The 25,091-nt window shown below is 70.2% G+C and carries 22 protein-coding genes; 16 read left to right on the top strand and 6 right to left on the bottom strand.

Annotation, left to right across the window (positions count from 1 at the left end; genetic code table 11):
- Positions 1 to 73 precede the first annotated feature (73 nt).
- The 4 genes from ACIOJD_RS31675 (at position 74) to ACIOJD_RS31660 (ending at position 5,531) form a co-directional block, all read left to right on the top strand.
- The gene (locus ACIOJD_RS31675; protein WP_401919632.1) at positions 74 to 634 is read left to right on the top strand and encodes a hypothetical protein; all 561 of its coding nucleotides are present in this window, start codon (positions 74 to 76) and stop codon (positions 632 to 634) included.
- Between the two features lie 82 nt (positions 635 to 716).
- Entirely contained in the window at positions 717 to 3,464 is a 2,748-nt protein-coding gene (locus tag ACIOJD_RS31670) for a Tat pathway signal sequence domain protein (RefSeq protein ID WP_401919631.1), read from the top strand.
- 40 nt (positions 3,465 to 3,504) lie between these two features.
- Complete coding sequence (locus ACIOJD_RS31665) at positions 3,505 to 4,557, top strand: rhamnogalacturonan acetylesterase (RefSeq protein ID WP_401919629.1); 1,053 nt, start codon at positions 3,505 to 3,507, stop codon at positions 4,555 to 4,557.
- Between the two features lie 158 nt (positions 4,558 to 4,715).
- Positions 4,716 to 5,531 (top strand): SAM-dependent methyltransferase, encoded by an 816-nt coding sequence (locus tag ACIOJD_RS31660; protein WP_401919628.1) that lies wholly within the window; start codon positions 4,716 to 4,718, stop codon positions 5,529 to 5,531.
- 94 nt (positions 5,532 to 5,625) lie between these two features.
- On the opposite strand, the gene ACIOJD_RS31655 is transcribed toward ACIOJD_RS31660, so the two are convergent.
- Positions 5,626 to 6,276 carry a ScbR family autoregulator-binding transcription factor gene (locus tag ACIOJD_RS31655; protein ID WP_401919626.1) on the bottom strand — a complete coding sequence of 217 codons (651 nt, stop codon included), beginning with the start codon at positions 6,274 to 6,276 and terminating at the stop codon, positions 5,626 to 5,628.
- A 670-nt stretch (positions 6,277 to 6,946) separates the two neighbouring features.
- Between ACIOJD_RS31655 and ACIOJD_RS31650 the strand changes: the two genes are divergently transcribed.
- The 5 genes from ACIOJD_RS31650 (at position 6,947) to metF (ending at position 11,674) form a co-directional block, all read left to right on the top strand.
- A complete protein-coding gene (locus ACIOJD_RS31650; protein ID WP_401919625.1) occupies positions 6,947 to 8,149 on the top strand; it encodes a type III polyketide synthase in 1,203 nt (400 codons plus the stop codon).
- A gap of 162 nt (positions 8,150 to 8,311) precedes the next feature.
- On the top strand, positions 8,312 to 8,842 hold the full coding sequence (locus ACIOJD_RS31645; protein WP_401919623.1) for a cupin domain-containing protein: 531 nt from the start codon (positions 8,312 to 8,314) through the stop codon (positions 8,840 to 8,842).
- Positions 8,843 to 8,853: 11 nt separating this feature from the next.
- A complete protein-coding gene (locus ACIOJD_RS31640; RefSeq protein WP_401919622.1) occupies positions 8,854 to 9,453 on the top strand; it encodes a hypothetical protein in 600 nt (199 codons plus the stop codon).
- Positions 9,450 to 10,520, top strand: a complete 1,071-nt coding sequence (locus tag ACIOJD_RS31635) for a PrsW family intramembrane metalloprotease (RefSeq protein WP_401919620.1) — start codon at positions 9,450 to 9,452, stop codon at positions 10,518 to 10,520. Before ACIOJD_RS31640 ends, ACIOJD_RS31635 begins: the two co-directional genes overlap by 4 nt.
- A gap of 209 nt (positions 10,521 to 10,729) precedes the next feature.
- On the top strand, positions 10,730 to 11,674 hold the full coding sequence (metF, locus tag ACIOJD_RS31630) for a methylenetetrahydrofolate reductase [NAD(P)H] (protein ID WP_401919619.1): 945 nt from the start codon (positions 10,730 to 10,732) through the stop codon (positions 11,672 to 11,674).
- A gap of 103 nt (positions 11,675 to 11,777) precedes the next feature.
- Here the strand turns inward: metF and ACIOJD_RS31625 are convergent, their stop codons facing one another.
- Together ACIOJD_RS31625 and ACIOJD_RS31620 are read right to left on the bottom strand one after the other, a co-directional pair.
- Positions 11,778 to 13,382 (bottom strand): MDR family MFS transporter, encoded by a 1,605-nt coding sequence (locus ACIOJD_RS31625; protein ID WP_401919618.1) that lies wholly within the window; start codon positions 13,380 to 13,382, stop codon positions 11,778 to 11,780.
- 53 nt (positions 13,383 to 13,435) lie between these two features.
- The gene (locus ACIOJD_RS31620; protein ID WP_401919616.1) at positions 13,436 to 14,131 is read right to left on the bottom strand and encodes a TetR/AcrR family transcriptional regulator; all 696 of its coding nucleotides are present in this window, start codon (positions 14,129 to 14,131) and stop codon (positions 13,436 to 13,438) included.
- 116 nt (positions 14,132 to 14,247) lie between these two features.
- On the opposite strand from ACIOJD_RS31620, the gene ACIOJD_RS31615 reads away from it, so the two are divergent.
- Entirely contained in the window at positions 14,248 to 15,240 is a 993-nt protein-coding gene (locus ACIOJD_RS31615; protein ID WP_401919614.1) for an aldo/keto reductase, read from the top strand.
- A gap of 254 nt (positions 15,241 to 15,494) precedes the next feature.
- Complete coding sequence (locus ACIOJD_RS31610; protein WP_365743233.1) at positions 15,495 to 15,698, top strand: cold-shock protein; 204 nt, start codon at positions 15,495 to 15,497, stop codon at positions 15,696 to 15,698.
- A 171-nt stretch (positions 15,699 to 15,869) separates the two neighbouring features.
- On the opposite strand, the gene ACIOJD_RS31605 is transcribed toward ACIOJD_RS31610, so the two are convergent.
- On the bottom strand, positions 15,870 to 16,511 hold the full coding sequence (locus tag ACIOJD_RS31605) for a histidine phosphatase family protein (RefSeq protein WP_401919612.1): 642 nt from the start codon (positions 16,509 to 16,511) through the stop codon (positions 15,870 to 15,872).
- Between the two features lie 102 nt (positions 16,512 to 16,613).
- Positions 16,614 to 17,072: a MarR family winged helix-turn-helix transcriptional regulator gene (locus tag ACIOJD_RS31600; RefSeq protein ID WP_401919611.1), complete on the bottom strand. Its 459-nt coding sequence runs from the start codon at positions 17,070 to 17,072 to the stop codon at positions 16,614 to 16,616.
- 415 nt (positions 17,073 to 17,487) lie between these two features.
- On the opposite strand from ACIOJD_RS31600, the gene ACIOJD_RS31595 reads away from it, so the two are divergent.
- Positions 17,488 to 18,312 (top strand): aldo/keto reductase, encoded by an 825-nt coding sequence (locus tag ACIOJD_RS31595; protein WP_401919609.1) that lies wholly within the window; start codon positions 17,488 to 17,490, stop codon positions 18,310 to 18,312.
- Positions 18,313 to 18,460: 148 nt separating this feature from the next.
- On the opposite strand, the gene ACIOJD_RS31590 is transcribed toward ACIOJD_RS31595, so the two are convergent.
- The gene (locus ACIOJD_RS31590; protein ID WP_401919607.1) at positions 18,461 to 19,168 is read right to left on the bottom strand and encodes a FadR/GntR family transcriptional regulator; all 708 of its coding nucleotides are present in this window, start codon (positions 19,166 to 19,168) and stop codon (positions 18,461 to 18,463) included.
- A 262-nt stretch (positions 19,169 to 19,430) separates the two neighbouring features.
- Here ACIOJD_RS31590 and ACIOJD_RS31585 point away from each other — a divergent pair, with 262 nt between their 5' ends.
- The 4 genes from ACIOJD_RS31585 (at position 19,431) to ACIOJD_RS31570 (ending at position 24,682) form a co-directional block, all read left to right on the top strand.
- On the top strand, positions 19,431 to 20,699 hold the full coding sequence (locus tag ACIOJD_RS31585) for an SLC13 family permease (RefSeq protein ID WP_401919605.1): 1,269 nt from the start codon (positions 19,431 to 19,433) through the stop codon (positions 20,697 to 20,699).
- 56 nt (positions 20,700 to 20,755) lie between these two features.
- A complete protein-coding gene (locus tag ACIOJD_RS31580) occupies positions 20,756 to 22,204 on the top strand; it encodes an acyl-CoA synthetase (protein ID WP_401919603.1) in 1,449 nt (482 codons plus the stop codon).
- Positions 22,197 to 23,594, top strand: a complete 1,398-nt coding sequence (locus ACIOJD_RS31575; protein ID WP_401919602.1) for a carboxyl transferase domain-containing protein — start codon at positions 22,197 to 22,199, stop codon at positions 23,592 to 23,594. Before ACIOJD_RS31580 ends, ACIOJD_RS31575 begins: the two co-directional genes overlap by 8 nt.
- Before the next feature lie 119 nt (positions 23,595 to 23,713).
- Positions 23,714 to 24,682 carry a DUF2510 domain-containing protein gene (locus ACIOJD_RS31570; RefSeq protein ID WP_401919600.1) on the top strand — a complete coding sequence of 323 codons (969 nt, stop codon included), beginning with the start codon at positions 23,714 to 23,716 and terminating at the stop codon, positions 24,680 to 24,682.
- Positions 24,683 to 25,091: the final 409 nt, after the last annotated feature.

Raw genomic sequence — 25,091 nt, 5'->3', positions numbered from 1 at the left:
GGAGTCCCTCCGGAGAAAATCCGGCCGGCGGGAGTCCGTGCGGTCGGAACCGGACCGGCAGGAATCCGTCCTCATGCGGGGTTTCGCCGTCTTCGCCGAATGTCTGCTCACCGGCGTGTGGATCGCGGTGGCGTCGCTGCCCCTGCTCACCCTGCCCGCCGCCGTCGCCGCCGGCGCGGCGCATCTGCGGCGCGTGCTGGCCCATGAGGTCTCCACCTGGCGGGAGTTCACCGCCGACCTGCGGGCCGCGGTCCGCCGCGGCTGGCTCGTCGCGGTGGCCGGCTGGGCGTCGGCCTGGCTGCTGTGGGCCGACCTCGCCGTCGTACGGGCCGGGCTGCCCGGCGGTCCGTTCGCCGGCACGGTCGGGGTGCTGGCCATGCTCGGCCTGCTGGTCGCCGGACTGCGGGCGGCCGCGCGCTGGCGCCCCGGCGACTCGTGGCGAGTGCTGCTGGCCGGGGCAGCCCGCCGTACGCTCCGCGATCCCGCCGGATCCCTGTCGTTGATCTGCGGGATCGCGGTCGTGGCGGCGTCGGCCTGGTTCGCCGCTCCACTGGCCGCGCCCGCGCTCGGGGTGGTCACCGCGTGCGCGCTGGCCGTCGAGCGCCGCGTCGAACGCCGCTCCCGCGACCGCTGATCCGCCCGGCCACACCGGCAGCGTGCTCTCCCGCCTCCGCCCCTCCACGTCTTCGACTGTCATGTGCATGGAAGGAATGTCGATGTCTCCGATCCCTCGCAGATCTCTGCTCAAGGCGGCCGCCGTCGCGGGCGCCGCCGCACAGTTCAGCTGGGCGCTCGGCCGGGACGACGCCCACGCGGCAGGTGCCCGCGCCGCCACGGCCGAGGATCCCGTCAGCGTCGGATGGCTGGAGGACCACGGACAGGGAGCCGCGCCCGGCAGCACCTTCGGGGTGCCCTGGCCCCAGGGAGCCCATGCCGCCGACACCACGTTCGCCCTGGCCACCACGGACGGCGAGGACGTTCCCGTACAGAGCTGGCCCACCGCCTACTGGCCGGACGGCTCGCTGAAGTGGACGGCCCACGCGGTCGGTGCGGCGGCGGCCGGAGCCGCCGCCGAACGGTTCACACTGACCGCCGGCGCCCCCGCGACAGCCACGAAGAAGGTCACCGTCACCGAGACCCACCGGAAGATCACCATCGACACCGGAGTGGTCAAGGCGGTCATCGCGAAGAGCGGCGACCAGCTCGTCGAGTCCGTGACCCGGGGCGGCACACCCATCGCCACCGACGGCCGCCTCGTCCTCCTGCGCCAGGGCGAACTCGACGACGCCGACCGTCACACCGCGTGGGAACAGTTCGACGGAGAGATCGGCGCCACGAAGGTCGAACAGGACGGGCCGGTACGCGCGGTGGTGCGCATCGACGGCAAACACCGCCGCGGCGGCCGCAGTTGGCTCCCCTTCAGCGTCCGGCTCTACTTCTACGCGGACGCCGAGTCGTTCCGGATGGTGCACACCATCACCTACGACGGGGACCAGCGGGCCGGCCGGAAGAAGGGGGACTTCATCCGGGGCCTCGGCGTCCGCTTCACCGTGCCGATGCGTGACGCCGCCCACGACCGCCACATCCGTATCGCGGGGGAGGACAAGGGTTTCCTCACCGAGGCGGTCAAGGGCATCACCGGGCTGCGCCGCGACCCGGGCGCGGTCGTCCGTACCGCCCAGGTCAAGGGCGAGAAGCTGCCCGACCCCGCCACCTGGGACCAGCGGGTCACCACGCGCCTGCAGTACATCCCCACCTGGGGCGACTACACGCTCTGCCAGCTCTCGGCCGACGGCTTCGCCCTGCGCAAGCGGACCAAGCCGGGCCACGGCTGGATCGCGGCGGGCGGCGGTCGCCGGGCGGCCGGCTTCGGTTACGTCGGCGGGGTGAGCGGGGGCCTCTCCTTCGGGCTGCGCGACTTCTGGCAGAAACACCCCGCCCAACTGGACATCCGTGGCGCGGCGGGCGACGAGGCGGAGGTCACCCTCTGGCTCTGGTCGCCCGAGGCCCAGCCGATGGATCTGCGCTTCTACCACGACGGCATGGGGCAGGACACCTACCCCGAACAGCTCGAAGGCCTCAACATCACCTACGAGGACCATGAGCCCGGCTTCGGCACCCCGTACGGCATCGCGCGCACCAGCGAGCTGATGTTCTGGGCCAACGCCGCCACTCCCAGTGCCGGCACACTGGTCGCCCAGTCCGCCGCGGTACGCACTCCGCCGCAGCTCGCCGCGAGCCCCGAAGCCCTCAGCAGGGCAGGTGTGTTCGGAGGTCTGTTCGCGCCCGTCGACCGCTCCACCCCCGCCAAGGCGGAGATCGAGGACCACCTCGACTTCCTCTTCACCTACTACAAGGACCAGGTGGAGCAGCGCCGTTGGTACGGCTTCTGGGACTACGGCGACATCATGCACAGCTATGACAGCGACCGGCACCAGTGGCGCTACGACGTCGGCGGGTACGCCTGGGACAACTCCGAACTCTCACCCGACCTCTGGCTCTGGTTCGCCTACCTGCGCTCGGGCCGCGCCGACATCTTCCGCTTCGCCGAGGCCATGACCCGGCACACCGGCGAGGTCGACGTCTACCACCTGGGTGAATGGGCGGGGCTCGGCACCCGGCACGGCGTACAGCACTACGCGGACAGCGCGAAACAGCAGCGCATCTCCACCGCCGTCTACCGCCGCGCCTACTACTTCCTCACGGCGGACGAACGGGTCGGAGACCTGATGCACGCACTGGTCGACTCCGACGAGACCTTCCTCGTCCTCGACCCCATCCGCAAGATCCGCACCGAGCCCTACGAGCCCGACCGCAACGCCCTGTCGATCGGATTCGGCACCGACTGGAGCGGGCTGGCCGCCGCCTGGCTCACCGAGTGGGAGCGCAAGGGCCCCAAGGCCGCGAAGGCCGAGGCACGGCTGCGCTCCACCATGGAGACCATCGCCGCGCAGCCCAACGGCTTCGTCCAGGGCTCGGCCCTCTACGACCTCGACACCGGGAAGTTCGCGATCGCCGACAAGCCCGTCGTGAACGTCTCCCATCTCTCCTCGATGTTCGGCGCGGTCGAGATGTGCGCCGAGCTGATCGGCATCATCGACATGCCGAAGTTCAGGGAAGCCTGGCTGGACTACTGCCGCTACTTCAACGCGACCAAGACCGAACAGAAGGCACGGTACGGCTCCGACTTCGGCAGCCTGCTGCTCTTCCAGGGCCACTCGCGCCAGGACGCCTACGCCGCCGCGCAGTTGAAGGACGACAAGCTGGCGGCGCGTGCCTGGCAGAAGTTCTACGACAGCGACGCCTACACGGCGGACATGGTCTGGGACAAGACGCGCCTCGAAGGCCCCGACGTCCTCGAACCCGGCTACGAGAACGTGCGGATCAACACCAACGACACGGCGCTCTTCGGACTCGCCGCCATTCAGAACCTCGCCCTCGTCGGCGACCGCATCCCGAAGTGACCACCGGCTCAAGGACCCCTGAGGAAGAAGGAACTCGCCCATGAGACGTGTGAGCACCGCACTGCTGGCCGCGCTCGCCGCTGTCGCGGGTCTGTCCGCCGTGCCCGCCGAGGCCCAGACGCTCCGGCACGGCCGGCCGACGGCGCCCGCGGGCTGCACCGGAACCGCCCCCGTGGTCTGCCACTTCGATGTCGCACCGGGCACGTACGACGTCACCGCCGTGCTGGGCGGCGCGACGGCGGGCAGCACCGCCGTCACGGCGGAGACCCGTCGTACGATGCTCGCCGAGACGACGACCGGGGCCGGGCGGACCGTGCGGCGCGGGTTCACCGTGAACGTACGCGAGCCCGAAGGAGAGCCGACGGGCGCGAGCGGAAGCCCCGGCCTCGATCTCCGCTTCGAGGGCTCGGCGCCCCTGCTCGCGGAGCTGCGGGTGACCCGCGCGCCGCGCACGCCCCAGCTCTTCCTGGCCGGGGACTCGACCGTCTGCGACCAGCCGGGCGAGCCGTACTCCGGCTGGGGGCAGCAGCTCCCGCAATACCTCGGGGCAGGGGTCTCGGTCGCCAACTACGCCGACTCGGGGGAGGGTTCGCAGTCCTTCCTCGACAACCCCGCGCTCTTCGGCGCGGTCGAGTCCCGGGTGAGCCGTGGCGACCTGGTGCTCATCCAGCTCGCGCACAACGACAAGCAGACGCCCGCGGCGGACTACCGCGCGAACCTCACGGCGATGATCGAGCGGGCACGGGACCGGGGCGGGCGGCCCGTCCTCGTCACGCCCATCGTCCGCCGCTGGTTCAATGCGGACGGCACCCTCGACAACGCGACCGCCCTCAACGTCAACGGACTCGGCGTCGATCTCCCGGCTCAGATGCGTTCCCTGGCGGCAGAGCTCACCGTACCGCTCATCGACCTCACGGCCCTGACCAAGAGCCGGGTCGAACAATTGGGCCCCGAGGCGTCCAAGTCGCTCTTCCTGTACGACGAGAAGCGCGACAACACGCATACGTCGGCGCGGGGAGCCACCGAGTTCGCCGCGCTCGTCCTCGGCGAACTGCGCACGCAGAGGCTTGTCCCCGGACACCTCATACGCTGACACCCGTCGTCCCGTACGGAGCCCCGGACCGTCCGCCGCCGGCGTCAGCGGTCCGGGGAGCACCGGCAGTTGCCTAGACTTTGGCCAAGGCTTCACCTGAGACCGGGACCGGTGCGACGCTCCGCGTGACACGTGACGACGCACCCGTGAGGAGTGAGATGGCACCGCAGCGCTACACAGGAGACCGGTTCAACACGGGGGAGGCGCACTCGGCGCGCGTCTACGACTATGTCCTGGGCGGCAAGGACAACTACCCGGTGGACCAGGAGGCCGGCGAGTCGATGATCCGGGAGTGGCCCGCCTTGCGGGTCCACATGCGCGCCAACCGGGAGTTCATGCACCGCGCGGCCGACTACCTGGTGCGGGAAGAGGGCATCAAGCAGTTCCTGGACATCGGCACCGGACTGCCCACTTCGCCGAACATGCACGAGGTCGTGCAGAAGGTGGCCCCCGATGCCCGGGTCGTGTACGTCGACAACGACCCGATCGTCCTCGCGCACGCGCGCGCACTCCTGACCAGCGCTCCCGAGGGCCGGACCGCCTATGTCGACGCCGATATGCGCGACCCCGCGGCGATACTCGGCTCCCCGCAGTTCCAGGACCTTCTGGACCTGCGGGAGCCGGTCGGTCTCATGATCATCGGCATGCTGCACTTCATCCTCGACAACGACGACGACCACGGTCTCGTTCAGCGTCTCCTCGAACCGCTTCCCGCGGGCAGCTTCCTGGCCATGACCATAGGCACGGCCGACTTCGCACCGGAGGAGGTCGGCCGAGTCGCCGCCGAGTACGCGCGCCGCGGCATGCCCATGCAGCTGCGCACCCATGCCGAGGCCGGGACGTTCTTCGACGGCCTCGACCTCGTCGAGCCCGGCCTGACACAGGTCCACCACTGGCGGCCCGACGCGGGTCAGGAGGACATCGACGACCGCGACATCGCCATGTACGGCGCTGTGGCCCGGAAGACCGGCTGAGCCGGGGCGGTACGGGGGGCCCGCGGCCCCGGGCCCCCCTGAGTCGCCCCCCCCGCCTTCGCCGGAGCCGGCGGTATCGCGACCGGGCCGGCGGTCAGACCTCGGGGCTCGCGGGAATCGCCGCGGCCACACGCGCTCCCCGGTCGGGCGTGATGTCCATACGGGGGATCAGCCCGGGGAGCGCGATGCTCGGCAGGATGTGTTCCCACATCAGGGAGATCCGGCGGCCCAGGTCCTCGTGCTGGGTGAGCGCCCGGGACATCAGCTGGATCCCGGTGAACGAGCCGACCAGCAACTCCACCGTGTCGCGCGGTCGCACACTGGGCAGCAACTCGCCCTGATCCCGGGCCTGTTCCATCAGGTAGATCGCGAGTTCCGGCCACTGGCGGAACGGCCCGCTGTGATCGACACCCAGAGGCGCGCCCTGGTCGACCGTGAGCCGGAGGCTTCCCCTGAGAAGCGCGCTCTCCAGAAGCCGGTGGGCGAGCGCGAAGGTGATGTCGATGATCTCCTGAAGCTTGGACGACTGCGGGGGAACGGTGCCCAACTGCACCTGTTCGTCCAGTACGGCCTGGGCCAGCGCCTCCTTCGACGGGAAGTGGAAGTAGAGCGCGCCCTTGGTGACTTGGGCCCGCCGCAGCACCATGGCGAGGGTGGTCGACGAATAGCCGTACTCGTCGAAGACCGCGCCCGCCGCCTCCAGGATCGCCGCGCGCGTTCTGATGGCGCGCTTCTGTGTTGCCACGAAACCCCCCTTGTACAGAGCCAGGTTGGCCGAACCACCCTTGCCGCGCATTCAGGATTGAGTACGTGGAACGGGCATCGACGCAGCAGAAACATACCGTCTGCCCCGAACGATAGTGCGCGGTGGGGGCCGGAGCGAAACCTGTGCGGCCATCGATGTGGTGCGGAGGAGAGGCCTCGTGGACCGCGCTGACCCACGCCTGGGGGAGCTGTCGGCTTCCGCACGCCTTCTCTCCGCAGTGACCGGTCCCGTCGCTGGCATATGCATATACGGGGCGGACGGTCTCCTTCTCTTCCTGCTCGCGCAGGGGTCTGGTGGAAGCATGCTCGATTTCAGGCCGGGGGAGCGGCGTCGGGGTTGCCGCCCGTGGTCAACATGTCGTTCGAGGGGTCACCCACCTGGATCAATACGCCACACGTCTCCATCTCGGTGTACGTGTTCGGCACCGTGTGCGAGCCGCTGACGGCGTCTTGGGCGGAACGGTTCCAGCGTCCCGCCGACAGTGCCGATTTGCCGCGTCACAACCCCCTGAACGGACGATGCGTCCCGGGTCGACCCTACGTTCCGTAGCCACCCGGAAGGTCTCTGACGGTTCATTGGATCGTATGTTGATACTTCCGGAACGCCTTCCTCCGCCCCTTTCACCTGCACATCTCGGGTTGCGGCGAGGTTGACCACCAAGGAGTGTGGGCAGCAGTTCAGAGCGAACACAAATAAAGGAGAGCGCGCCGTGGCGACTCTGTGTAAACCCGCTGTCTCGGTTCCCGAGCATGTGATCACCATGGAAGACACACTCGCTCTCGCGCGCTCGCTGCACGCGGACCATCCGCAACTGCCCCTGGCGCTGCGGCTGATCGAGAACACCGGTGTGGCCAAGCGACATATCGTCCAGCCCATCGAGGAGACGCTGGAACACCCCGGCTTCGAAGACCGCAACATGCTGTACGAGGCCGAGGCGAAGGCGAGAGTTCCCGCCGTGGTCCGCACGGCGCTCGACCATGCCGAGCTGCGCCCCGCGGACATCGACCTCATCGTCTATGTCTCGTGCACCGGCTTCATGATGCCGTCGTTGACGGCCTGGCTGATCAACACCATGGGATTCCCCAGCCACACCCGGCAGCTCCCGATCGCGCAACTCGGCTGTGCGGCGGGCGGCGCGGCCATCAACAGGGCACACGACTTCTGCCGGGCCTACCCGGAGTCCAATGTGCTCATCGTCGCGTGCGAGTTCTGCTCGCTCTGCTACCAGCCGACCGATCTCGGGGTCGGCTCGCTGCTGTCCAACGGCCTGTTCGGCGACGCGGTAGCCGCCGCCGTCGTCCGGGGCCAGGGCGGCACCGGCATCCAGCTGGAGCGCAACGGCTCGCACCTCGTGCCCGACACCACCGACTGGATCGCCTACAGCGTCCGGGCCACCGGCTTCCACTTCCTGCTGGACAAGCGCGTGCCCACCACGATGGAGCCGCTGGCCCCGGCGCTCCGGACGATGGCGGCGCAACACGGCTGGGACGCCACGGGTCTCGACTTCTACATCATCCACGCCGGCGGCCCGCGCATCCTGGACGACCTCAGCCGGTTCCTCGAAGTGCCGCCCGAGGCCTTCCGGTTCAGCCGGGGCACCCTCACCGAGTACGGCAACATCGCCAGCGCCGTCGTCCTCGATGCCGTCCGCAGACTTTTCGACGAGGGAACGGCCGCCGACGGCGCGCGCGGCATCATCGCCGGGTTCGGCCCCGGAATCACCGCGGAGATGGCGCTGGGCAGCTGGACCGCGAGCGGGATCCTCGCCGAGGCAGGTGCGACGGAGCGCCGGCTCGTGGGAACCTCGGCACGGAACTCCCATCCCGCCCCCGCGAACGAACCGGTGAGGTGACGGTGACCAGCGACAGGATGCAAGCACTTCCGAAAGGCGGCGGCCGAATCGTGGTGACCGGCACCCGGTGACCCCCATCCGATGTCCCCGCGCGCGCCCGGCTGCACGACCGCCGGGCGCGTCCGGCCGTACCACCGCATCCCATCGCTCTGGAGCCACCGCATGACCCAGCTGACACAGACCGAGGGGCTGATCGTTCCCCCGGGTGGCGGTACCACCATCCGCACCCCGGCCCAGCAGGTCACCTTCAAGGTCACCGGAGAGCACTCGCGGGTCTCCTCAAGCTTCGAGGTCGTCGTCCCGCCGGGCTTCGATGTCGGCGCTCACCGGCATGTGCACAGCGAGGAGCTGTTCTACGTCCTCGACGGCGAGCTGGATGTCCTCGCCTTCGAACCCCGGGTGATGAGCGAGGACTGGCGCCACTGGGAGTCCGAGTCGGGCCTCACGGTGGTCCGGGCCACTCCGGGCACGGTCATCGTCGTCCCGCCCGGATGCCCGCACGCGTTCGCCAACCGGGGGCAGGCGCCGGCCAAGATGTTCTTCCAGTCGTCCCCGCCGTCCGATCACGAGCGGTATTTCGAAGAACTGCTCGACATCCTCAAGGACGGGGAACCGCCGGCCCCGGACGCGATCGCCGACCTGCGGTCGCGGTACGACATCGACCAGATCACTCCACTGCGCCACGACGGATAGGCAGCGGGCGGATGAGCGATGTCGGCTCCTGGCGTCCGCCACGGCGACCGGAGCGAGCCGCGCGGGCCCCGGTTCTCGGCGTCCTGACGCTGATGGCCGCCCTGACGGCGGGGTGGCCGCTGATCGACCGCGCCCTGAACGACCACGAGCCGGTCAGGAACGGCGCGGTGCTTCAGCTGGGACCCGATGACGACATCGCACTGCTGCGGGTGGTGGGGGAGGGCTGGGAGCTGAGCAAGTCGGCGAGCGATCCCGACACCGCGTACACGCTCTCCCGCGACGGGGTCGATGTGGTGGCCGGCTATGTCGACCTCTCCGGTGGCGGAGAAGCCGGAGAGCTGTGGTCGGGCCTGCGCAAGGTCCAGTCCGTCGCCGACGGCGACAGCCGCCTGGGCGGTCCGCGGCCCGTCACCGGCACCCGGGGCGCCGAGGGCCGGACAGGGACACTGACCCGGGACGGCCGCACCGGCACGGCCACCCTCTGGCTGCCGCCCGACAGGAGTTACGCCGTGGAGGTCACCGTACTGGCGAAGCCGCGAACCGGTCCGCGCGCACGGGCCGACGCCGCGGCCATGGCCCGCGGTGTCTCCTTTCCGCAGGGGGCGCCATGACGGGGCCCGTCGCCTCCTCCGCGTACGCGGCGGTGCGCGGATCCTGGGGACGGTGGCCGATCGGCTGGCTGTGCGGCGCTCTGTACGTCCTGGGCGCGGGGCTGATCGTCTTCGAGTTCGGCGCCGTCATCCGCGTGTTCCCAGGAGCCGCGCTGCTGGCCTTCGTCCTCCTCCTGATCACGGTAGGGGCCGGGGTGGCTGTTCTGAGGCGGGTACGGCCGTTCCGGCCGCCGCCGCGCCGGTGGGCCTGGAGTGGTGTCGCCTGGGGTGCCACGGCGGCGACCGGCTGCGCGATCGTGGCCAACACGGGTCTCCAGGGCATCTGGTCGAAGACGAACGGCATCGAGTTCGCCTCCCGGTGGGCCGCCGCACTCACCGCGCCGCTCAACGAGGAACTCCTCAAGCTGTCCGGCGTCGCTCTGATCGCTCTCGGTGCCCGGCAACTGTTCCGTGGCCCGCTCGACGGGTTCTTCCTCGGCGCGTTCACCGGACTGGGCTTCCAGGCCGTGGAGAACTGGACGTACGCGATGAACTCCATCCTGAGCGGCGGGGGCGTGAACGGAGGCACCGATGTGCTGCGATCCTTCACCACCCGGGCCGTACTGACGGGCCTGGGGTCCCACTGGGCGATGAGTGCCGTCGCCGGGACGGGCATCGGAATCCTGCTCGCCCACGACGCCCGGCCGGTGCGCCGACGGATCGTTCCGGCCGCACTGTGCGTGCTGACCGCCATGGGCATGCACGGGCTGTTCGACGCGCCGTTGCTGGACTCGGTCGCGGGCATCGCCGCCAAGATGGCCGTCAACTTCCTTGTCGCCGTGGGCTTCTTTCTCCTGCTGCGGCACGCGGCGCGGCGCCGGGCGCGCGCGTTCCTGCTGTCTTCGCGGACCGTCCTCTCCATCGAACTGCTCACGCGCCGGTCCCGGCATCGAGCCCTGCGCGGAGTCCCGCCGGTGTCGCGTTCCGCCCTCGCGCTGCGGGCCTCCGCCTATCTCGACGTGGTGGAGGAAGAGGCGGCGAACAGCACGGGAGAGCGGCAGCGGCGGGACGCCCGCCCGGGGAACTGAGCTTCGTTGCCGACGGAGTTCACCGTCGAGGAGAACACGGTGCGACGAGCGTGAGTATGAACCGCGTTGCTGGCGTGGCCGGTTGCCCAAGACCGCCACGCGGGTGATCAATTCGTGGTCATGGCCTCGGGAGTACCGTCCGTCGCCGCTACTGTGTGCGGACCGTATGCGCATCCACGCAGTGAGCGACTCGAGGAAGGACCCCCGCCATGGCGCCTGAGACCGCGGACCGTCCACACCACCCCCGGCCGGGCCCACGTGCCCTGACGGGCGACGGGCGGCGCTCGTTCTCCTTCGAGTTCTTCCCGCCGAAGACCGAGGCGGGTGAACGCACGCTCTGGAACGCGATCCGCCGTATCGAGGCGCTCCGCCCGTCCTTCGTCTCCGTGACCTACGGAGCCGGCGGCTCCTCGCGCGACCGTACGATCGAGGTCACCAAGCGCATCGCCGCCGAGACCACCCTGCGCCCGGTCGCCCATCTCACCGCGGTCGGCCATTCGGTCGCCGAACTGCGGCACATCATCGGCCAGTACGCGGACGCCGGCATCCGGGACGTCCTCGCCCTGCGCGGCGACCCGCCAGGTGACCCGCGAGGCGAGTGGGTCCGGCACCCGGAGGGCTTCGCCCAGGCCAGTGAACTCGTCACCCTCATCAGGGAACTGGGGGACTTCACCGTCGGCGTGGCCGCCTTCCCCGAGCGGCACCCCCGCTCGGCCGACTGGGACAGCGACATCCGCCACTTCGTCGCCAAGTGCCGTGCGGGCGCCGACTACGCCATCACCCAGATGTTCTTCCACGTGGACGACTATCTGCGGCTCCGTGACCGGCTCGTGGCGGCGGGATGTACGACGCCGATCATCCCGGAGATCATGCCGGCCACCGATGTACGGCAGATCCGCCGCTTCGCCGAGCTCAGCGACGCCCGGTTCCCCGAGGAACTCGCCCGGCGGCTCGAAGCGGCGCGCGACCAGCCGGGGGAAGGGCATCGCATCGGCGTGGAGTACGCCACGGTCATGGCCGAGCGGCTGCTCGCCGAAGGCGCACCCGGCCTGCACTACATCACCCTCAACCGTTCCACCGCCACGACGGAGATCCACCAGAATCTCGGCGTGGCCGTCCAGGAAGACCGGGCCCTGGCCTCCACGCCTCGCTGACGTGCCGGGCGGCTGAGGCAGGGCCGCGTACACCGCCGGCCCCGGTCGCACCCATGGGGCGCGGCCGGGGCCGACAGTGAGGCCGGTGAATCGGAGACGGGGGTCAGCCCACGGGGGCGGCCGGAGCCGTCTTCGCCTCGGCGCCGGCATCGTCGGACTTGCTCTCCTCGGCGAGACGCTCCAGTCCGGTCGTCGTCTTGAGCGGCTTCTCCTTGAGGAAGACCACCGCGACCAGCGCGAGCGCGGCGAACGGGGTTGCGACGAGGAAGAGTTCCGCCGTGGCCACACCGTAGGCGTGCTCCACGATCTCCCGCATGGGCGCCGGCAGCTCGGAGATGTCCGGTACGGCGCCGTGGCCGCCGGACGCCGCCTGACCCGCCCCGCCCAGGCTCTTCTCCATCTCGGCCGACACCCGGTTGGCCAGCACCGCGCCCAGCACGCTCGTACCGATCGTTCCGCCCATGCTGCGGAAGAACGACAGGACGGAGGTGGCCGTACCGAGATCCGCCGCCGGCACGTCGTTCTGCGCCACCAGGACCAGGTTCTGCATCAGCAGTCCGACGCCGATGCCGAGAATGGCCATGTAGAGGCTGAGGAGGGCGAAGCTCGTGCCGGCACTGATGGTGGCGAGCAGCCCCAGGCCGGCCGTCATGGTCACGGCGCCCGCGATCAGAAAGACCTTCCACTTGCCGGTGGCACTGATGAGCTGGCCGGCGACCGTGGACGACACGAGCAGACCGAGGATCAAGGGCAGGCCCATCAGGCCGGCGACCGTCGGGGACTTGCCGAGCGAGATCTGGAAGTACTGCGAGAGGAAGACGGTGCCGCCGAACATGGCCACACCGACCAGCAGGCTGGCGACCGTGGTCAGCGAGACGGTGCGGTTGCGGAAGATGGTCAGCGGGATGACGGGTTCGGGCACCCGGGACTCCACGAAGACCGCGGCCACCAGCAGCACCACACCCGTGCCGGTGAGAGCGAACGTCTGCCACGACAGCCAGTCGAACTGATTGCCCGCCAGGGAGGTCCAGATGAGCAGCGCGCAGACGCCCGCGACGATCAGGAACGCGCCCAGGTAGTCGATCTTCACTTCACGACGGACGGTGGGCAGCTTGAGCGTCCGCTGGAGCATCAGGATCGCGGCGAGGGCGAATGGCACGCCGATGAAGAAGCACCAACGCCAGCCCAGCCACGAGGTGTCCACCATGACGCCGCCGACCAGCGGACCGGCGACCGTACCGATGGCGAAGACGGCGCCGAAGATACCGGCGTACTTGCCCAGCCGCCGGGGCGGGATGACCGCGGCCATGACGATCTGCGCGAGGGCGGTGAGTCCACCGGCGCCGATGCCCTGGACGACACGGCTGAAGATGAGCAGCCCGACGCCCTGCGAGAACCCGGCGAGCAGGGACCCGACGACGAACATGCCGAGGGACAGCTGAAGCAGCAGCTTCTTGTTGTAGAGGTCGGAGAGCTTGCCCCACAGAGGCACCGTCGCGGTCATGGCGAGCAGCTCGGAGGTGACGACCCAGGTGTACGAGGACTGACTGCCGTCGAGGTCGGCGATGATGCGGGGCAGGGCGTTGGCCACCACCGTGCCGGCCAGGATGGCGACGAACATACCCGCCATCAGCCCTGACATGGCCTGGAGTATCTGGCGGTTGGTCATGGAGGTCGGCGCCTGGTCGGGCGCCTGCGTTGCACTCAAGGTGTCCTTCTTCGAATCCATGGGTGGGATGCGGGGCAAGGTCGAGCGGCGGGTCAGCCGTCCGCCTGATGTCGGGTGGGGCCGACGTCCGGGGGTTCGGGAAGTCCGGCGGCCAGATGGGCGAAAACGCGCCGGAAGGTTTCGGGAAAGGAGACGCCCGGCTTCTGTGCGCACCAGTGCTCGACGGCGACCCGTACGGCGGTCGTCGCGACGGCGGCCAGCAGCCGCGGGTAGAGACCGAGCGCCGAGGTGTCGGGGACATGCTCGCAGGGCGCCCGCCTGCCGGACTTCTCGCCGTCCGGCAGGAACGGAGCCGCGCCGAGCCGTACGGCGATGGCCTCGGCCAGTTGGAGTTCGTCGGCCATGTGCGCGCCCATGCCGCGGAGCAGCAGATGCGGAGAACGCTGGAACACCTGGGCCCGCAGGTTCCAGAACTCCTGCTGCTCCTCCACGTTCGCCAGTTCGGTGGCGAGTGCCTCGCGCACCACATCAAGCGGGGCCAGCGCGGCCGGTGCCTCGCGCACCGTGCGCCTGACCCGCTCCCCGGCCTCTGGGTCGATCATGACGAACGCGTCGTCGTGACTGTCGAAGTAGTTGAAGAACGTACGCGAGGAGACCCCGGCGGCCTCGCTGATCGCCTCCACGGTGACGTTCTCGGCGCCGTGCTCGGCGGCCAGTCGCACCGCCGCCTCCGCCAGGGCCGCTCGGGTGGCCCGCTTCTTGCGCTCGCGGAGCCCTGGACGAGTCATTCCGCGTTCCCGTCTGCTCGGCGGTGTCCGTCCAGCGCCATACCTTCGCGTCTCACATATTGCAGAGTATGCAAAAGTGCACGATCCGCAAAATTATGCCCGGCAGTCGCCGTAGCATGATCCGTATGGAGCAGCGCGTATGTGGCAGGACCGACCGGCAAGTCTCCGCCGTCGGGCTGGGGACGTGGCAACTCGGCGCGGACTGGGGGCAGGTGGCCGAGTCGGACGCCTTCGCCGTCCTGGACGCGGCGGTCGAGTCGGGGGTCACGTTCTTCGACACGGCGGACGTGTACGGCGACGGCCGGAGTGAGCGGCTGATCGGCCGCTATCTCAAGGACCGGCCCGATGCCGGGGTGTTCGTCGCGACCAAGATGGGCCGACGGGCCGACCAGGTGGCGGAGAACTACGTCCTGGACAACTTCCGCGCCTGGAACGACCGTTCACGGGCCAACCTCGGCGTGGACACACTCGACCTCGTACAGTTGCACTGCCCGCCCACGGCCGTCTATTCGTCGGACGAGGTCTTCGACGCACTCGACACCCTGGTGGCGGAACAGCGGATCGCCGCGTACGGGGTGAGCGTCGAGACCTGCGCCGAGGCGCTCACCGCCCTCGCCCGTTCCGGCGTGGCGAGTGTGCAGATCATCCTCAACCCCTTCCGGCCCAAGCCGCTGGAAGAGGTGCTGCCGGCCGCCCGTGAGGCGGGCGTCGGCATCATCGCGAGGGTCCCGCTCGCCTCCGGACTGCTGGCCGGGAAGTACACCAGGGACACGGTCTTCGCCGCCGACGATCACCGTACGTACAACCGGCACGGCGAGGCGTTCGACCAGGGCGAGACCTTCTCCGGCATCGACTACGAGACGGGGCTGGCGGCGGCCGTGGAATTCGCCGGGCTGACGCCCGAAGGGGCCACGGCGGCGCAGACCGCGCTGCGCTGGATCATCCAGCAGCCCGGTGTCACCAGCGTCATCCCCGGTGCCCGTTCGGTGGAACAGGCACGTGCCAATAGTGCGGCCGCGGACCTCGCTCCCCTGCCGCGCCCGACCCTGGACGTGGTGCGGGAACTCTACGACCGTCGGCTGCGCGCTTCGGTGCATCACCGCTGGTAGTAGTACGAACAGGTGATCATGCCCCGTTTTGCGGCCTGATCGCGCGGCACAGACGTAAGAGTTGGTCGTTTCTGTGGCTGTATCGCTTCGCGCCCTGTAGCGTCTTGATCAGCTGTCGTGGTTCCGAAGTACCGCTCGCCCGTGACGTGCAGTCACGGGCGTTTGTGCTGTTCAGCGTCTCTGCGGACCAGGGCGATCACCTCCGGTTCCCGCACGGTGCGGGAACCACGCGTCCCTCGAAACGGAGACTGAGCATGGCCAGTGGAACAGTGAAGTGGTTCAACTCGGAAAAGGGCTTCGGCTTTATCGCGCAGGACGGCGGTGGCCCCGACGTGTTCGCGCACTACTCGAACATCTCGACGTCCGGCTTCCGTGAGCTCCAGGAAGGCCAGAAGGTCACCTTCGATGTCACTCAGGGCCAGAAGGGCCCGCAGGCGGAGAACATTCTCCCCTCCTGAGGTCTGAGCTGATATGTCCCTCCCGCTCCCGCGGTGCCCGCGGGGGTACGGACGGACAGGGCGCCGGCCCGGTGGAATTCCCTTCCACCGGGCCGGCGCCTTTTCGCCGTCCCGGCCGGATTCGCGGTCCGGGCCGGACCGGCGTCTCTTCGCGGTCCCGGCCGGATCGCGTCAGGCCGCGTTCTCCCGTGCATCCGGCGTGGCGTGCAGGATGCTCTCGGGCAGCGTGAGATTCCACGCGGTGATCACCGGCCGGTCGTGCTCCGTGCCGAGGCGGGACAAGGTCCCGGTGGCCAGTTGGAAGAGCGCTCCCGCGGCCGGCGCCAGCCCGAGATAACGCGCGGTGAGCACGCGGAGGAAGTGGCCGTGCGAGACGAGGGCGATGTCGCTGTCACCGGCCTGCGCGAGCGCGTCCAGCGCGCCGGCCAGGACGCGGTCGGCGCGACGGCCGACTTCCGCCGGGCTTTCCCCGGGCTGGTCGGGACCTGGGACGCCGCCGTCCGTCCAGAGATCCCAGTCGGGGCGGGTGCGGTGGATCTCGGCGGTCGAGACGCCCTCGTAGCGGCCGTAGTTCCACTCGTGCAGATCCGGCGTGATCCGGAGCGCGTCCAGTCCGGCCAGCTCGGCGGTGCGCCGTGCCCGGACGAGGGGGCTGACCAGCGTGAGCCCGATGCGGCGCTCGCCGAGAAGAGGCGTCAGAGAGCGTGCCTGGTTCTCGCCCCGCTCGGTCATCGGAAGGTCGGTGAAGCTGGTGTGCTGCCCGGACAGGGACCAGGCGGTCTCTCCATGCCGTACCAGGATCAACTCGCCCATCTGCGCCGCCCGCTTCCCGCTCGTGCTCCGTCACCGGAGCTGTCTTCTCCGTCCAGTGTCTCCCGATCCGGCGGCCGGGACCTGCCCGTACGGCCGGGCCGGTCACCCGGTGGCGTCGAGTGACTCGACCGTCCTGACCAGCTGAGCCAGTTCGGGGTTCTTCGCCGCTTCGCCGAGGGCTTCCCGCAGCGCCTTGTCGTTGGTGGGCCGGGCCTGTGCGAGCAGCCGCAGCCCCGCCTCGCTGACATTCGTGTAGATCCCGCGACGGTCGGTGGGGCAGAGGTAGCGGGTGAGCAGACCACGGTCCTCCAGCCGGGTGACCAGACGGGTGGTGGCGCTCTGGCTGAGTACGACCGCGTCGGCGACCTGCTTCATCTGGAGGTGTCCGCCGTCGCCGTCGTGCTGACGGCTGAGGACATCGAGCAGTGAGTACTCACGGACGCTGAGATCGTGTCCGGCCTGAAGCGCGCGCTCGATATGTCCCTCGATCCTGCTGTGCAGCAGCGAGAGCGCGCACCAGCCCTGAGCGAGCCCGGTGAGTGCGGTGTCCGTGGCGGTCATTGCTTCCTCCTGTGGAAGTGAGGGCGGCGCGAACGTGCGCGGGGCCGAGGGGCGGCGGGGGACGGCCGCCCCGGAGCCCGTGGGACTCAGGATAGAGCACGTCCGCAATAGCATGCGGTTGCAATTAATCGGCGCCTGCAAGTAGTGTCCACGGCCCCTCCCCGGCTGCGCTCCACCGCGTGCCTGTCGCGCTGAGCGCACCGAGAGCCACGTCGTTACGTTGGTCATCGGTGTGCCCCTCTGTCCGCAGTGCGCTTCTCGCCCCGCGGAGAACTCACGGAGAACTCACGGAGAACCCACAGAGAACCCACAGAGAACCCGCAGAGGACCGGCAGAGATCCCCACAGGGAACCCGCAGAGATCCCCACGGAAGAACCCCGACGGGAAACCCCACCCCGCAAAGAAAAGGAACACCATGACCTCCGTCCCCCACGTCGTACTCAACAACGGCGTCACGATCCCGCAGCTCGGCTTCGGTGTCTTCCAGGTCGAGGACGACCGGACCACCGACGCCGTCCTGTCCGCCCTCGAAGCGGGCTACCGCAGCATCGACACCGCGGCCGTGTACGGCAACGAGGCGGGTGTCGGCCGTGCCATCGCCGCCTCCGGTGTGCCCCGCGACGAACTGTTCGTCACCACCAAGCTGTGGAACGACGACCAGGGGCACGACGCGACCCTCGCCGCGTTCGAGGCAGGCCTGGGCAAGCTCGGGCTCGACCATGTGGACCTGTATCTCATCCACTGGCCCACGCCCGCGCGCGACCGCTACCTGGACACCTGGCGTGCGATGGAGAAGCTGCTGGCCGACGGCCGGGCCCGCGCCATCGGCGTGTCCAACTTCCAGCCCGCCCACATCCAGCGCCTGATGGACGAGACCGACGTGGTCCCCGCCGTGAACCAGATCGAGCTGCACCCGGGCCTCCAGCAGGCCGCCCTGCGGGACTTCCACGCCCAGCACGGCATCGCGACCGAGGCCTGGAGCCCGCTGGCGCAGGGCGCTCTGCTCCAGGAAGAGGCGATCACCGAGATCGCGGGCCGGCACGAGAAGAGCGCCGCGCAGGTGGTCCTGCGCTGGCACCTCCAGCTCGGGAACGTCGTGATCCCCAAGTCCGTCACGCCCGCGCGTATCCGCGAGAACATCGATGTCTTCGACTTCGAACTGTCGGCCGGGGACATGGACGCGCTGAGCACGCTCGACCGAGGCCTGCGCACGGGCCCGGACCCCGACACTCTCAACTGATCGCCGGTTCCCACCGATTCGGCGGAGAAGGCGGTTCCCGCCGACGGCGATCGCGCCGCCCTCGCCCACCTCACGGGTGTGAGGGCGGCGCAGTGTCGTTCACCGGAGCGGCTCGACCGGCCGCCCGGCACTGGCGGATGACGCTCCGTCAGGTCGCGGCGTCAGGATTCCAGTCCAGGAGGCGCACCTTCGCCACCGTCCGGACATGGCGTCGCATCGCGGCGGCGGCGGCTTTGCCGCGCCGGGTCTCGATCGCGTCCAGGATCGCGCGGTGCTGAGCCAACGACCGCTTGGGGCGGCCGGGTTGGCGCAGGGATTCGTTACGGCTCTCGGCGATCTGCTCGGTGATCGAGTGCATGAACTCCGCGAGCAGGGCGCTGTGCGCGGCAGCGGTCACCGCGGTGTGGAAGAGCCGGTCGCCCTCCACGCCGTAGCCGCCCGCCTCGATCTCGTCGGACATATGGTGCAGCGCGTCGTACAGCGCGGCCAGATCCAGGTCCGTGTGGCGTTCGGCGGCGAGTTCGGCGAGTTTGGTCTCCAGCGCCTCGCGCGCCTCCAGCACGTCGGGGAGCCGGCGCTTGCGCTCCACCAGGCGTTCGACCGGCTCGGGGTCGAGGCTGTCCTTCGCGAGGTAGGTGCCGCCGCCGTGCCGCACCTCAACCAGGCCTTGCACCTCGAGGACGACTATCGCCTGCTTGACGGAGGCACGGCTGACGCCGAGACGCTGTGCCAACTCCCGTTCGGGCGGCAGCCGGTCGCCCGCTCCGAGGTCTCCCTCGGTGACATAACTGCGCAGCCGGTCGAGGACCTGTTCGTACAGCCGTGGCCGGGCCATCGGCCGTAGCGCGTCGGACATCCGGACCCCCAATCCCTGCCCATCCCGCCCTGATATCACCCGGTCCCTGCGCCCCGAGCCTAGCACCGGGCGGTCAAGTGGCTGAGCCAATTCCTGTCAGATCCCTTGACGCTCCCGTCGGCCGACGGCCAATGTGGTCCAGCCACTTGGCCAGTCGTCCAGTAAGCCAGTTGGCCAGTCGGACCGGTCAGTTGACCGCTTGCGGCCGGCCAACTCCGCCATGCCCCGCGCATCAAGGGACCCAGGGACGGGAGCCCCCGCCATGTCCGCCGAACTGATCTCGATCCTTGTGCTGGTGGTGGTCTTCGTGATCGCCACCACCCGCTCCATCAATATGGGCGCGCTCTCCTTCGCCGCCGCGTTCGGCGTCGGCGAGCTGGTCGCCGGCCTCGACGCGGACGGTATCTTCGCCGGATTTCCCGGCGACCTGTTCGTGGTGCTCGTCGGCGTCACCTACCTCTTCGCGATCGCCCGCGCCAACGGCACCACGGACTGGCTGGTCCACGCCTCGATCCGGCTGGTCCGCGGCCGTATCGCGCTGATCCCCTGGGTGATGTTCGCGATCACCGGCGCGCTGACCGCCATCGGGGCCGTCTCGCCGGCGGCCGTGGCGATCGTCGCGCCGATCGCACTGAGCTTCGCCGCGCAGTACGGGATCAGCCCCCTGCTGATGGGCGCGATGGTGGTGCACGGCGCCCAGGGCGGCGGATTCTCCCCGATCAGCATCTACGGGTCGATCGTCAACGGAATCGTGGAGCGCGAGAAGCTCCCCGGCAGCGAACTCACCCTCTTCCTCGCCTCCCTCGTCGCCAACCTCCTCATCGCCGGCATCGTGTTCGTACTCTGCGGAGGGCTCAAGCTCTCCTCGAAACAAGGAGGACCGCAGGTCGACGGCGAGGGGAAGGAGACGGACGGAGAACGGGAGAGCTTGAGCCTCACCCCGGCCCGTATCGCCACCCTCGCCGCCCTGGTCGCGCTCGTCATCGCGGTCCTCGTCCTCGACCTGGACGCCGGACTCACCTCCGTCACCCTCGCCGTCTTCCTCAGCGCCTTCTGGCCGGACACCAGCCGCAAGGCCGTCGGCGAGATCGCCTGGCCGACCGTGCTGCTCATCTGCGGTGTCCTCACCTATGTGGGAGTCCTGGAGGAGATGGGCACGATCGACTACGCGGGCAACGCCGTCGGTGACATCGGAATCCCGCTCCTCGCCGCCGTGCTGCTCTGCTACATCGGAGCGCTCATCTCGGCCTTCGCCTCGTCCGTCGGCATCATGGGCGCGCTCATTCCGCTCGCCGTGCCGTTCCTGGCCCAGGGCGAGATCGGCGCGATCGGTATGGTCGCGGCACTCGCGATCTCCGCCACGGTCGTCGACGTCAGTCCCTTCTCCACCAACGGCGCCCTGGTGCTGGCCGCGGCTCCCGATGTCGACCGTGAGCGTTTCTTCCGGCAGCTCATGGTGTACGGAGGGATCGTGGCGGCGGTGGTACCCGCTGCCGCCTGGCTCCTGCTGGTGGTGCCAGGCTTTGGCTGACCCGGACCGATCGGCCGGACTCGAAGTCCGTCGACAGACAGCAAGGAGAACGACGCGTGTCCCCTCTCTTCCCGGCGCTCACCGCCCGCTCGGAGCAGCCCGCGCTCCAGTTCGGCGACCGTAACCTCACCCACGCCGAACTGGCCGACGCGGCCGGTGCCCTGGCCGTCCGTATCGCCGGAGCGCGGCGGATCGCGGTCTGGGCCACCCCCACCCTCGGCACCGCCGTGGGGGTGGTGGCCGCGCTGCTGGCCGGGGTCCCCGTCGTACCGGTCAACCCCAGGAGCGGCGAACGCGAGCTGGCTCACATCGTCGCCGACAGCGCCCCCGAACTCGTCGTCGCCGAACCGGGCGTGACGCTCCCACCCGCCCTGGCCGCGCTGGAGCGGGTGGACGCGGTGACCGGCGGCGCCCCGGAGCCGGCCGCCACCGGACCGTTCCCCGAGCCCTCGCCCGAGTCGCCGGCCCTGGTCGTCTATACCTCCGGCACCACCGGGCCGCCGAAAGGCGCCGTACTGCCGCGCCGCGCCCTCGCCACGACGCTGGACGCGCTGGAGGACGCCTGGCAGTGGACCGCCGACGACGTACTCGTCCACGCCCTGCCGCTCTTCCACGTCCACGGGCTGATCCTCGGCATCCTCGGCCCGCTGCGGCGCGGCGGGTCGGTCCGCCATCTGGGACGGTTCGACATCGAGGGTGTCACCCGGGAACTCCTCTCCGGGGCCACGATGCTCTTCGGCGTACCGACCATGTACCACCGCATCGCCGAGGCGCTCTCCGGCGATCCCGCACTCGCCAAGGCGCTGGCCGGGGCGCGGCTCCTGGTGTCCGGCTCCGCCGCGCTGCCCGTGCACGACCACCGGCGGATCGCCGCGGCGACCGGCCGCAGGGTCGTCGAGCGGTACGGCATGACGGAGACCCTGATGAACACCAGCGTGCGCGCGGACGGCGAGCCGCGCGCCGGTACGGTCGGTGTGCCGCTGCGGGGCGTCGAGTTGCGGCTCGTCGACGAGTCGGGCACCACGATCGAGGCGTACGACGGTGAGACGGTCGGCGAGATCCAGGTCCGCGGCCCGAACCTGTTCACCGAGTACCTGAACCGCCCCGACGCGACCGAGGCGGCCTTCACAGACGGCTGGTTCCGCACCGGGGACATGGCGATCCGTGACCCCGACGGCTATGTCCGCATCGTCGGCCGCAAGGCCACCGACCTGATCAAGAGCGGCGGTTACAAGATCGGGGCGGGCGAGATCGAGAACGTACTGCTGGAGCACCCAGGGGTTCGGGAAGCCGCCGTGACCGGCGAGCCCGACGCGGACCTCGGCGAACGGATCGTCGCCTGGATCGTTCCCGCGCGTGCCGAAGAGCCACCGTCCGCGGAGGAGTTGGCGGACCACGTGGCCGCACAGCTCGCCGCGCACAAGCGCCCGCGTGTCGTGCGCTATCTGGAGGCTCTGCCCCGGAACGACATGGGCAAGATCATGAAGCGTGCGCTCCATGACTGAGCGGGAGCGGGAGCGGGAGCAGGGGCCGCCGACCGGGCGGGTGCGGTGGAGCGCGCGGGAGGCGATCGAGGCCGTCGCCGACGCCGGGACCTTCGCCGAACTGCCCGCGATGAAAGAGCCCTCACCGTCGAAGGGCGCATCCCCGCCCAACGGGCCCCTCGGCTGGGAGGGGTACGACGCGATGCGCGTGCGCGCCGGTGAACGTACCGGCGAGGACGAGTCCGTCGTCTGCGGAACCGCGTGGGTCGGCGCCACCGAAGCGGTGCTGATCTCCTTCGAGTTCGGCTATCTCGGCGGATCGCTGGGCGAGCGCACCGGCGACCGTCTCGAAGCCGCGCACACCCGCGCGCGCGAGCGGGGCCTGCCGGTCGTCTCGTTGATCGCGACCGGCGGCAGCCGTATGCAGGAAGGCATGCGCGCGCTGCTCCAACTCCAGCGGGTGGCACGGCAGTCCGCGCTGACGCGCGCCGCCGGTCTGCCCCAGCTCGCGGTGGCCCGCGACCCGACGACGGGCGGCGGCTGGGCCACTCTGGGCGCGGGCGCCGACGTCGTACTGGCCCTGCCGGACGCCCAGATCGGCTTCGCGGGCTCACGGGTGCGCCCGGCCGATGCCGATCCGGACGCCTACACGGCATCGGCGCAGCTCGCCGCGGGCCATGTCGACGCGCTGGTGAGCGAGGACGGCCTGCGCGTGGCCCTCGATCGCTGGCTGACACTGCTGACCGGCGGTACACGGCGAGCGGCAGCGCCTCCCGCCGGCCTCGGTCCCGCCCAGCCGCCCGCCACCGGCTGGGACGCCGTCCTGCGGACCCGCTCACCCCAACGCCCGCGCGCCTCGGCCTACTTGGACACCTACTTCAGCCACCGGGAGGCGATCGCCGGAGACCGCTGCGGTGGTACGGACCCCGGGATGCTGTGCGGCTTCGGGGAGCGCGAGGGCCGGACCGTCGCGTACGCGGCACAGTGCGGCACCCCCACTCTCCCGGCCGGTTACCGCACCGCGGCCCGGCTGATCCGCCTCGCGGACCGGCTGGGCATCCCCGTACTGACCCTCGTGGACACCCCCGGCGCGGCCAATGACGCCGAGGCGGAGCGCGGGGGAGTGGGCAGCGCCATCGCCGACCTCTTCGCGGCGGTGGCCACCGCCCGGGTGCCCGTCACCACGCTGCTGATCGGCGAGGGCGGCTCGGGCGGGGCCCTGGCGCTGTCGGCGCCGGACAACACCTGGGCCACACCGGACAGTTACTTCTCGGTCATCGCACCGGAACTGGCCACGGCGATCCTCAAGCGACCACCCGACCGGACCCGGGCGACAGCCGACCAACTCATGCTGCGCCCACAGGATCTGGTGAAACTCGGCGTGGTGCGCGGCATGGTGCCGGTCGTCTGAGGCGGCCGTCCGGTCCGTCCCCACAGCCGGTTCACGCCGTCCTGTGGGGACGGTTCCACGTAACGGATTCTCATGGGTCTCTTACCAGCTTTTAAGACAATGTGCTTAAGGTGAGGACCGTGACGTACACGACTCCGCCCGGCTGGCATCCCGATCCAGGTCACTCAGGTGACGGCCCCCGCAAGGAGCGCTGGTGGGACGGTGCGGCCTGGACCGACGAACTCCGCGACACCGCCCCGGCCGAGTGGGGTCCGCCCGCGGCGCCGCCCTATCCCGTCCCGCCGCCGCCCGGCCCGTCGAACCGCGGGCGGCGGATCGCCGTCGGCGTGGTGGCCTCGGTCGTGGTGCTGGCCATCGCGGGCGGCTTCTACCTGCTGGGGCGGAGCAGTGACAGCAACGTCACGACGGGCCGGGCCGGTTCCGGTCCCTCCCCGGTGCCCTCGCAGCCGGGACAGCCGGGACAGGGGAGTCCGGGACCCGACGGGCAGCAGGACCCGGGCGGTCCCGGCGGCGGGGAGAGCGGCGCGCCCCAGCAGCCGGAGACCGAGGACGGTTATGCCACCGACGCGGCCAGCGGTATCAGCATTCCGGTACCGGACGGCTGGACCGGCGAGTCCGGGACCGTCGGCGCCGGTGTGACGACCGGGAAGTACGCCTGTCCCGGGGACACTTCCACGGAATGTGTGCGCGGCGGGGTGTTCTCCGCACCCGCGGCGGCGCTGAAGATCGAGGCCACCGGGGCGAAGGCGGCCGCCGAGAAGGACATAGAGGCCAACGCCGAGGAGTCCTACGGCGGTGCGACATACGGGAAGATCTCCTCGCACGAGCAGTTGAAGTCCGAAGCGGTCACCGTGGCCGGGCAGAAGGGCTATCTCGTGCGGTGGAAGGTCATCACGAGCAAGGGCGACGACGGCTATGTGCAGTCGCTCGCCTTTCCCTCGCCCAACTCCTCCAAGATGATGGTCATGGTCCGCTCCGGCTTCGACGTCAACGACAAGGCGCCCAAGCTGTCCGTCATGGACGAGATGACCAAGGGCATCAAGGTGGCCGCGGGCAGCGGTGGCGGTGGCAACGGCCAGGGAGTCTGACACTCCGGAGCCCCTTTCCCTGATTGCCCAGTGATCGTTCAGTGATCGTCCGGCGCCCGAGCGCCGTGACACCCCGGGCGGGCCGCACTCCGCGGCCCGCCCTGTGTTTCAGGTCCTGCGGCGATCCGCGCGTCTTCAGGCCGGATCGCCGGCAGCGCGGCGCCGCGAACGTCCCGGCGGCCTTACACTCCACACATGGGTTGTACACGTGAACCGGGGGAGTGCCTGCCGCGGGCTCTCTGCGCGCTGTGCGCCGACGCGGGTGTGTCGGCCTCGATGCCCGGCCCGGTGCCCGCGTCGGAAGCCGGCTGTCGCGCCGTGCACGGCCACGGCTAGCAACCTCCACGCCCCGCTCCGCCTCTCCGGGGCCCGTCGGCTCCCGGCACTCGCGCGCATCCTCGCGGCTCGC

It is taken from the genome of Streptomyces sp. NPDC088116, assembly GCF_044741745.1.
Lineage (GTDB): Bacteria > Actinomycetota > Actinomycetes > Streptomycetales > Streptomycetaceae > Streptomyces.
Note: the sequence above shows the minus strand (reverse complement) of the source record. Positions and strands in the feature narration are given on the sequence as shown.

Coding starts and splice junctions, on each gene's coding strand:
- ACIOJD_RS31615 (WP_401919614.1), top strand. CDS start 14,248: ATGATCCGTATGGAGCAGCGCGTATGTGGCAGGACCGACCGGCAAGTC.
- ACIOJD_RS31575 (WP_401919602.1), top strand. CDS start 22,197: ATGACTGAGCGGGAGCGGGAGCGGGAGCAGGGGCCGCCGACCGGGCGG.
- ACIOJD_RS31595 (WP_401919609.1), top strand. CDS start 17,488: ATGACCTCCGTCCCCCACGTCGTACTCAACAACGGCGTCACGATCCCG.
- ACIOJD_RS31660 (WP_401919628.1), top strand. CDS start 4,716: ATGGCACCGCAGCGCTACACAGGAGACCGGTTCAACACGGGGGAGGCG.
- ACIOJD_RS31665 (WP_401919629.1), top strand. CDS start 3,505: ATGAGACGTGTGAGCACCGCACTGCTGGCCGCGCTCGCCGCTGTCGCG.
- ACIOJD_RS31670 (WP_401919631.1), top strand. CDS start 717: ATGTCTCCGATCCCTCGCAGATCTCTGCTCAAGGCGGCCGCCGTCGCG.
- ACIOJD_RS31605 (WP_401919612.1), bottom strand. CDS start 16,511: ATGGGCGAGTTGATCCTGGTACGGCATGGAGAGACCGCCTGGTCCCTG.
- metF (WP_401919619.1), top strand. CDS start 10,730: ATGGCGCCTGAGACCGCGGACCGTCCACACCACCCCCGGCCGGGCCCA.
- ACIOJD_RS31610 (WP_365743233.1), top strand. CDS start 15,495: ATGGCCAGTGGAACAGTGAAGTGGTTCAACTCGGAAAAGGGCTTCGGC.
- ACIOJD_RS31675 (WP_401919632.1), top strand. CDS start 74: ATGCGGGGTTTCGCCGTCTTCGCCGAATGTCTGCTCACCGGCGTGTGG.
- ACIOJD_RS31585 (WP_401919605.1), top strand. CDS start 19,431: ATGTCCGCCGAACTGATCTCGATCCTTGTGCTGGTGGTGGTCTTCGTG.
- ACIOJD_RS31600 (WP_401919611.1), bottom strand. CDS start 17,072: ATGACCGCCACGGACACCGCACTCACCGGGCTCGCTCAGGGCTGGTGC.
- ACIOJD_RS31635 (WP_401919620.1), top strand. CDS start 9,450: ATGACGGGGCCCGTCGCCTCCTCCGCGTACGCGGCGGTGCGCGGATCC.
- ACIOJD_RS31590 (WP_401919607.1), bottom strand. CDS start 19,168: ATGTCCGACGCGCTACGGCCGATGGCCCGGCCACGGCTGTACGAACAG.
- ACIOJD_RS31620 (WP_401919616.1), bottom strand. CDS start 14,131: ATGACTCGTCCAGGGCTCCGCGAGCGCAAGAAGCGGGCCACCCGAGCG.
- ACIOJD_RS31645 (WP_401919623.1), top strand. CDS start 8,312: ATGACCCAGCTGACACAGACCGAGGGGCTGATCGTTCCCCCGGGTGGC.
- ACIOJD_RS31640 (WP_401919622.1), top strand. CDS start 8,854: ATGAGCGATGTCGGCTCCTGGCGTCCGCCACGGCGACCGGAGCGAGCC.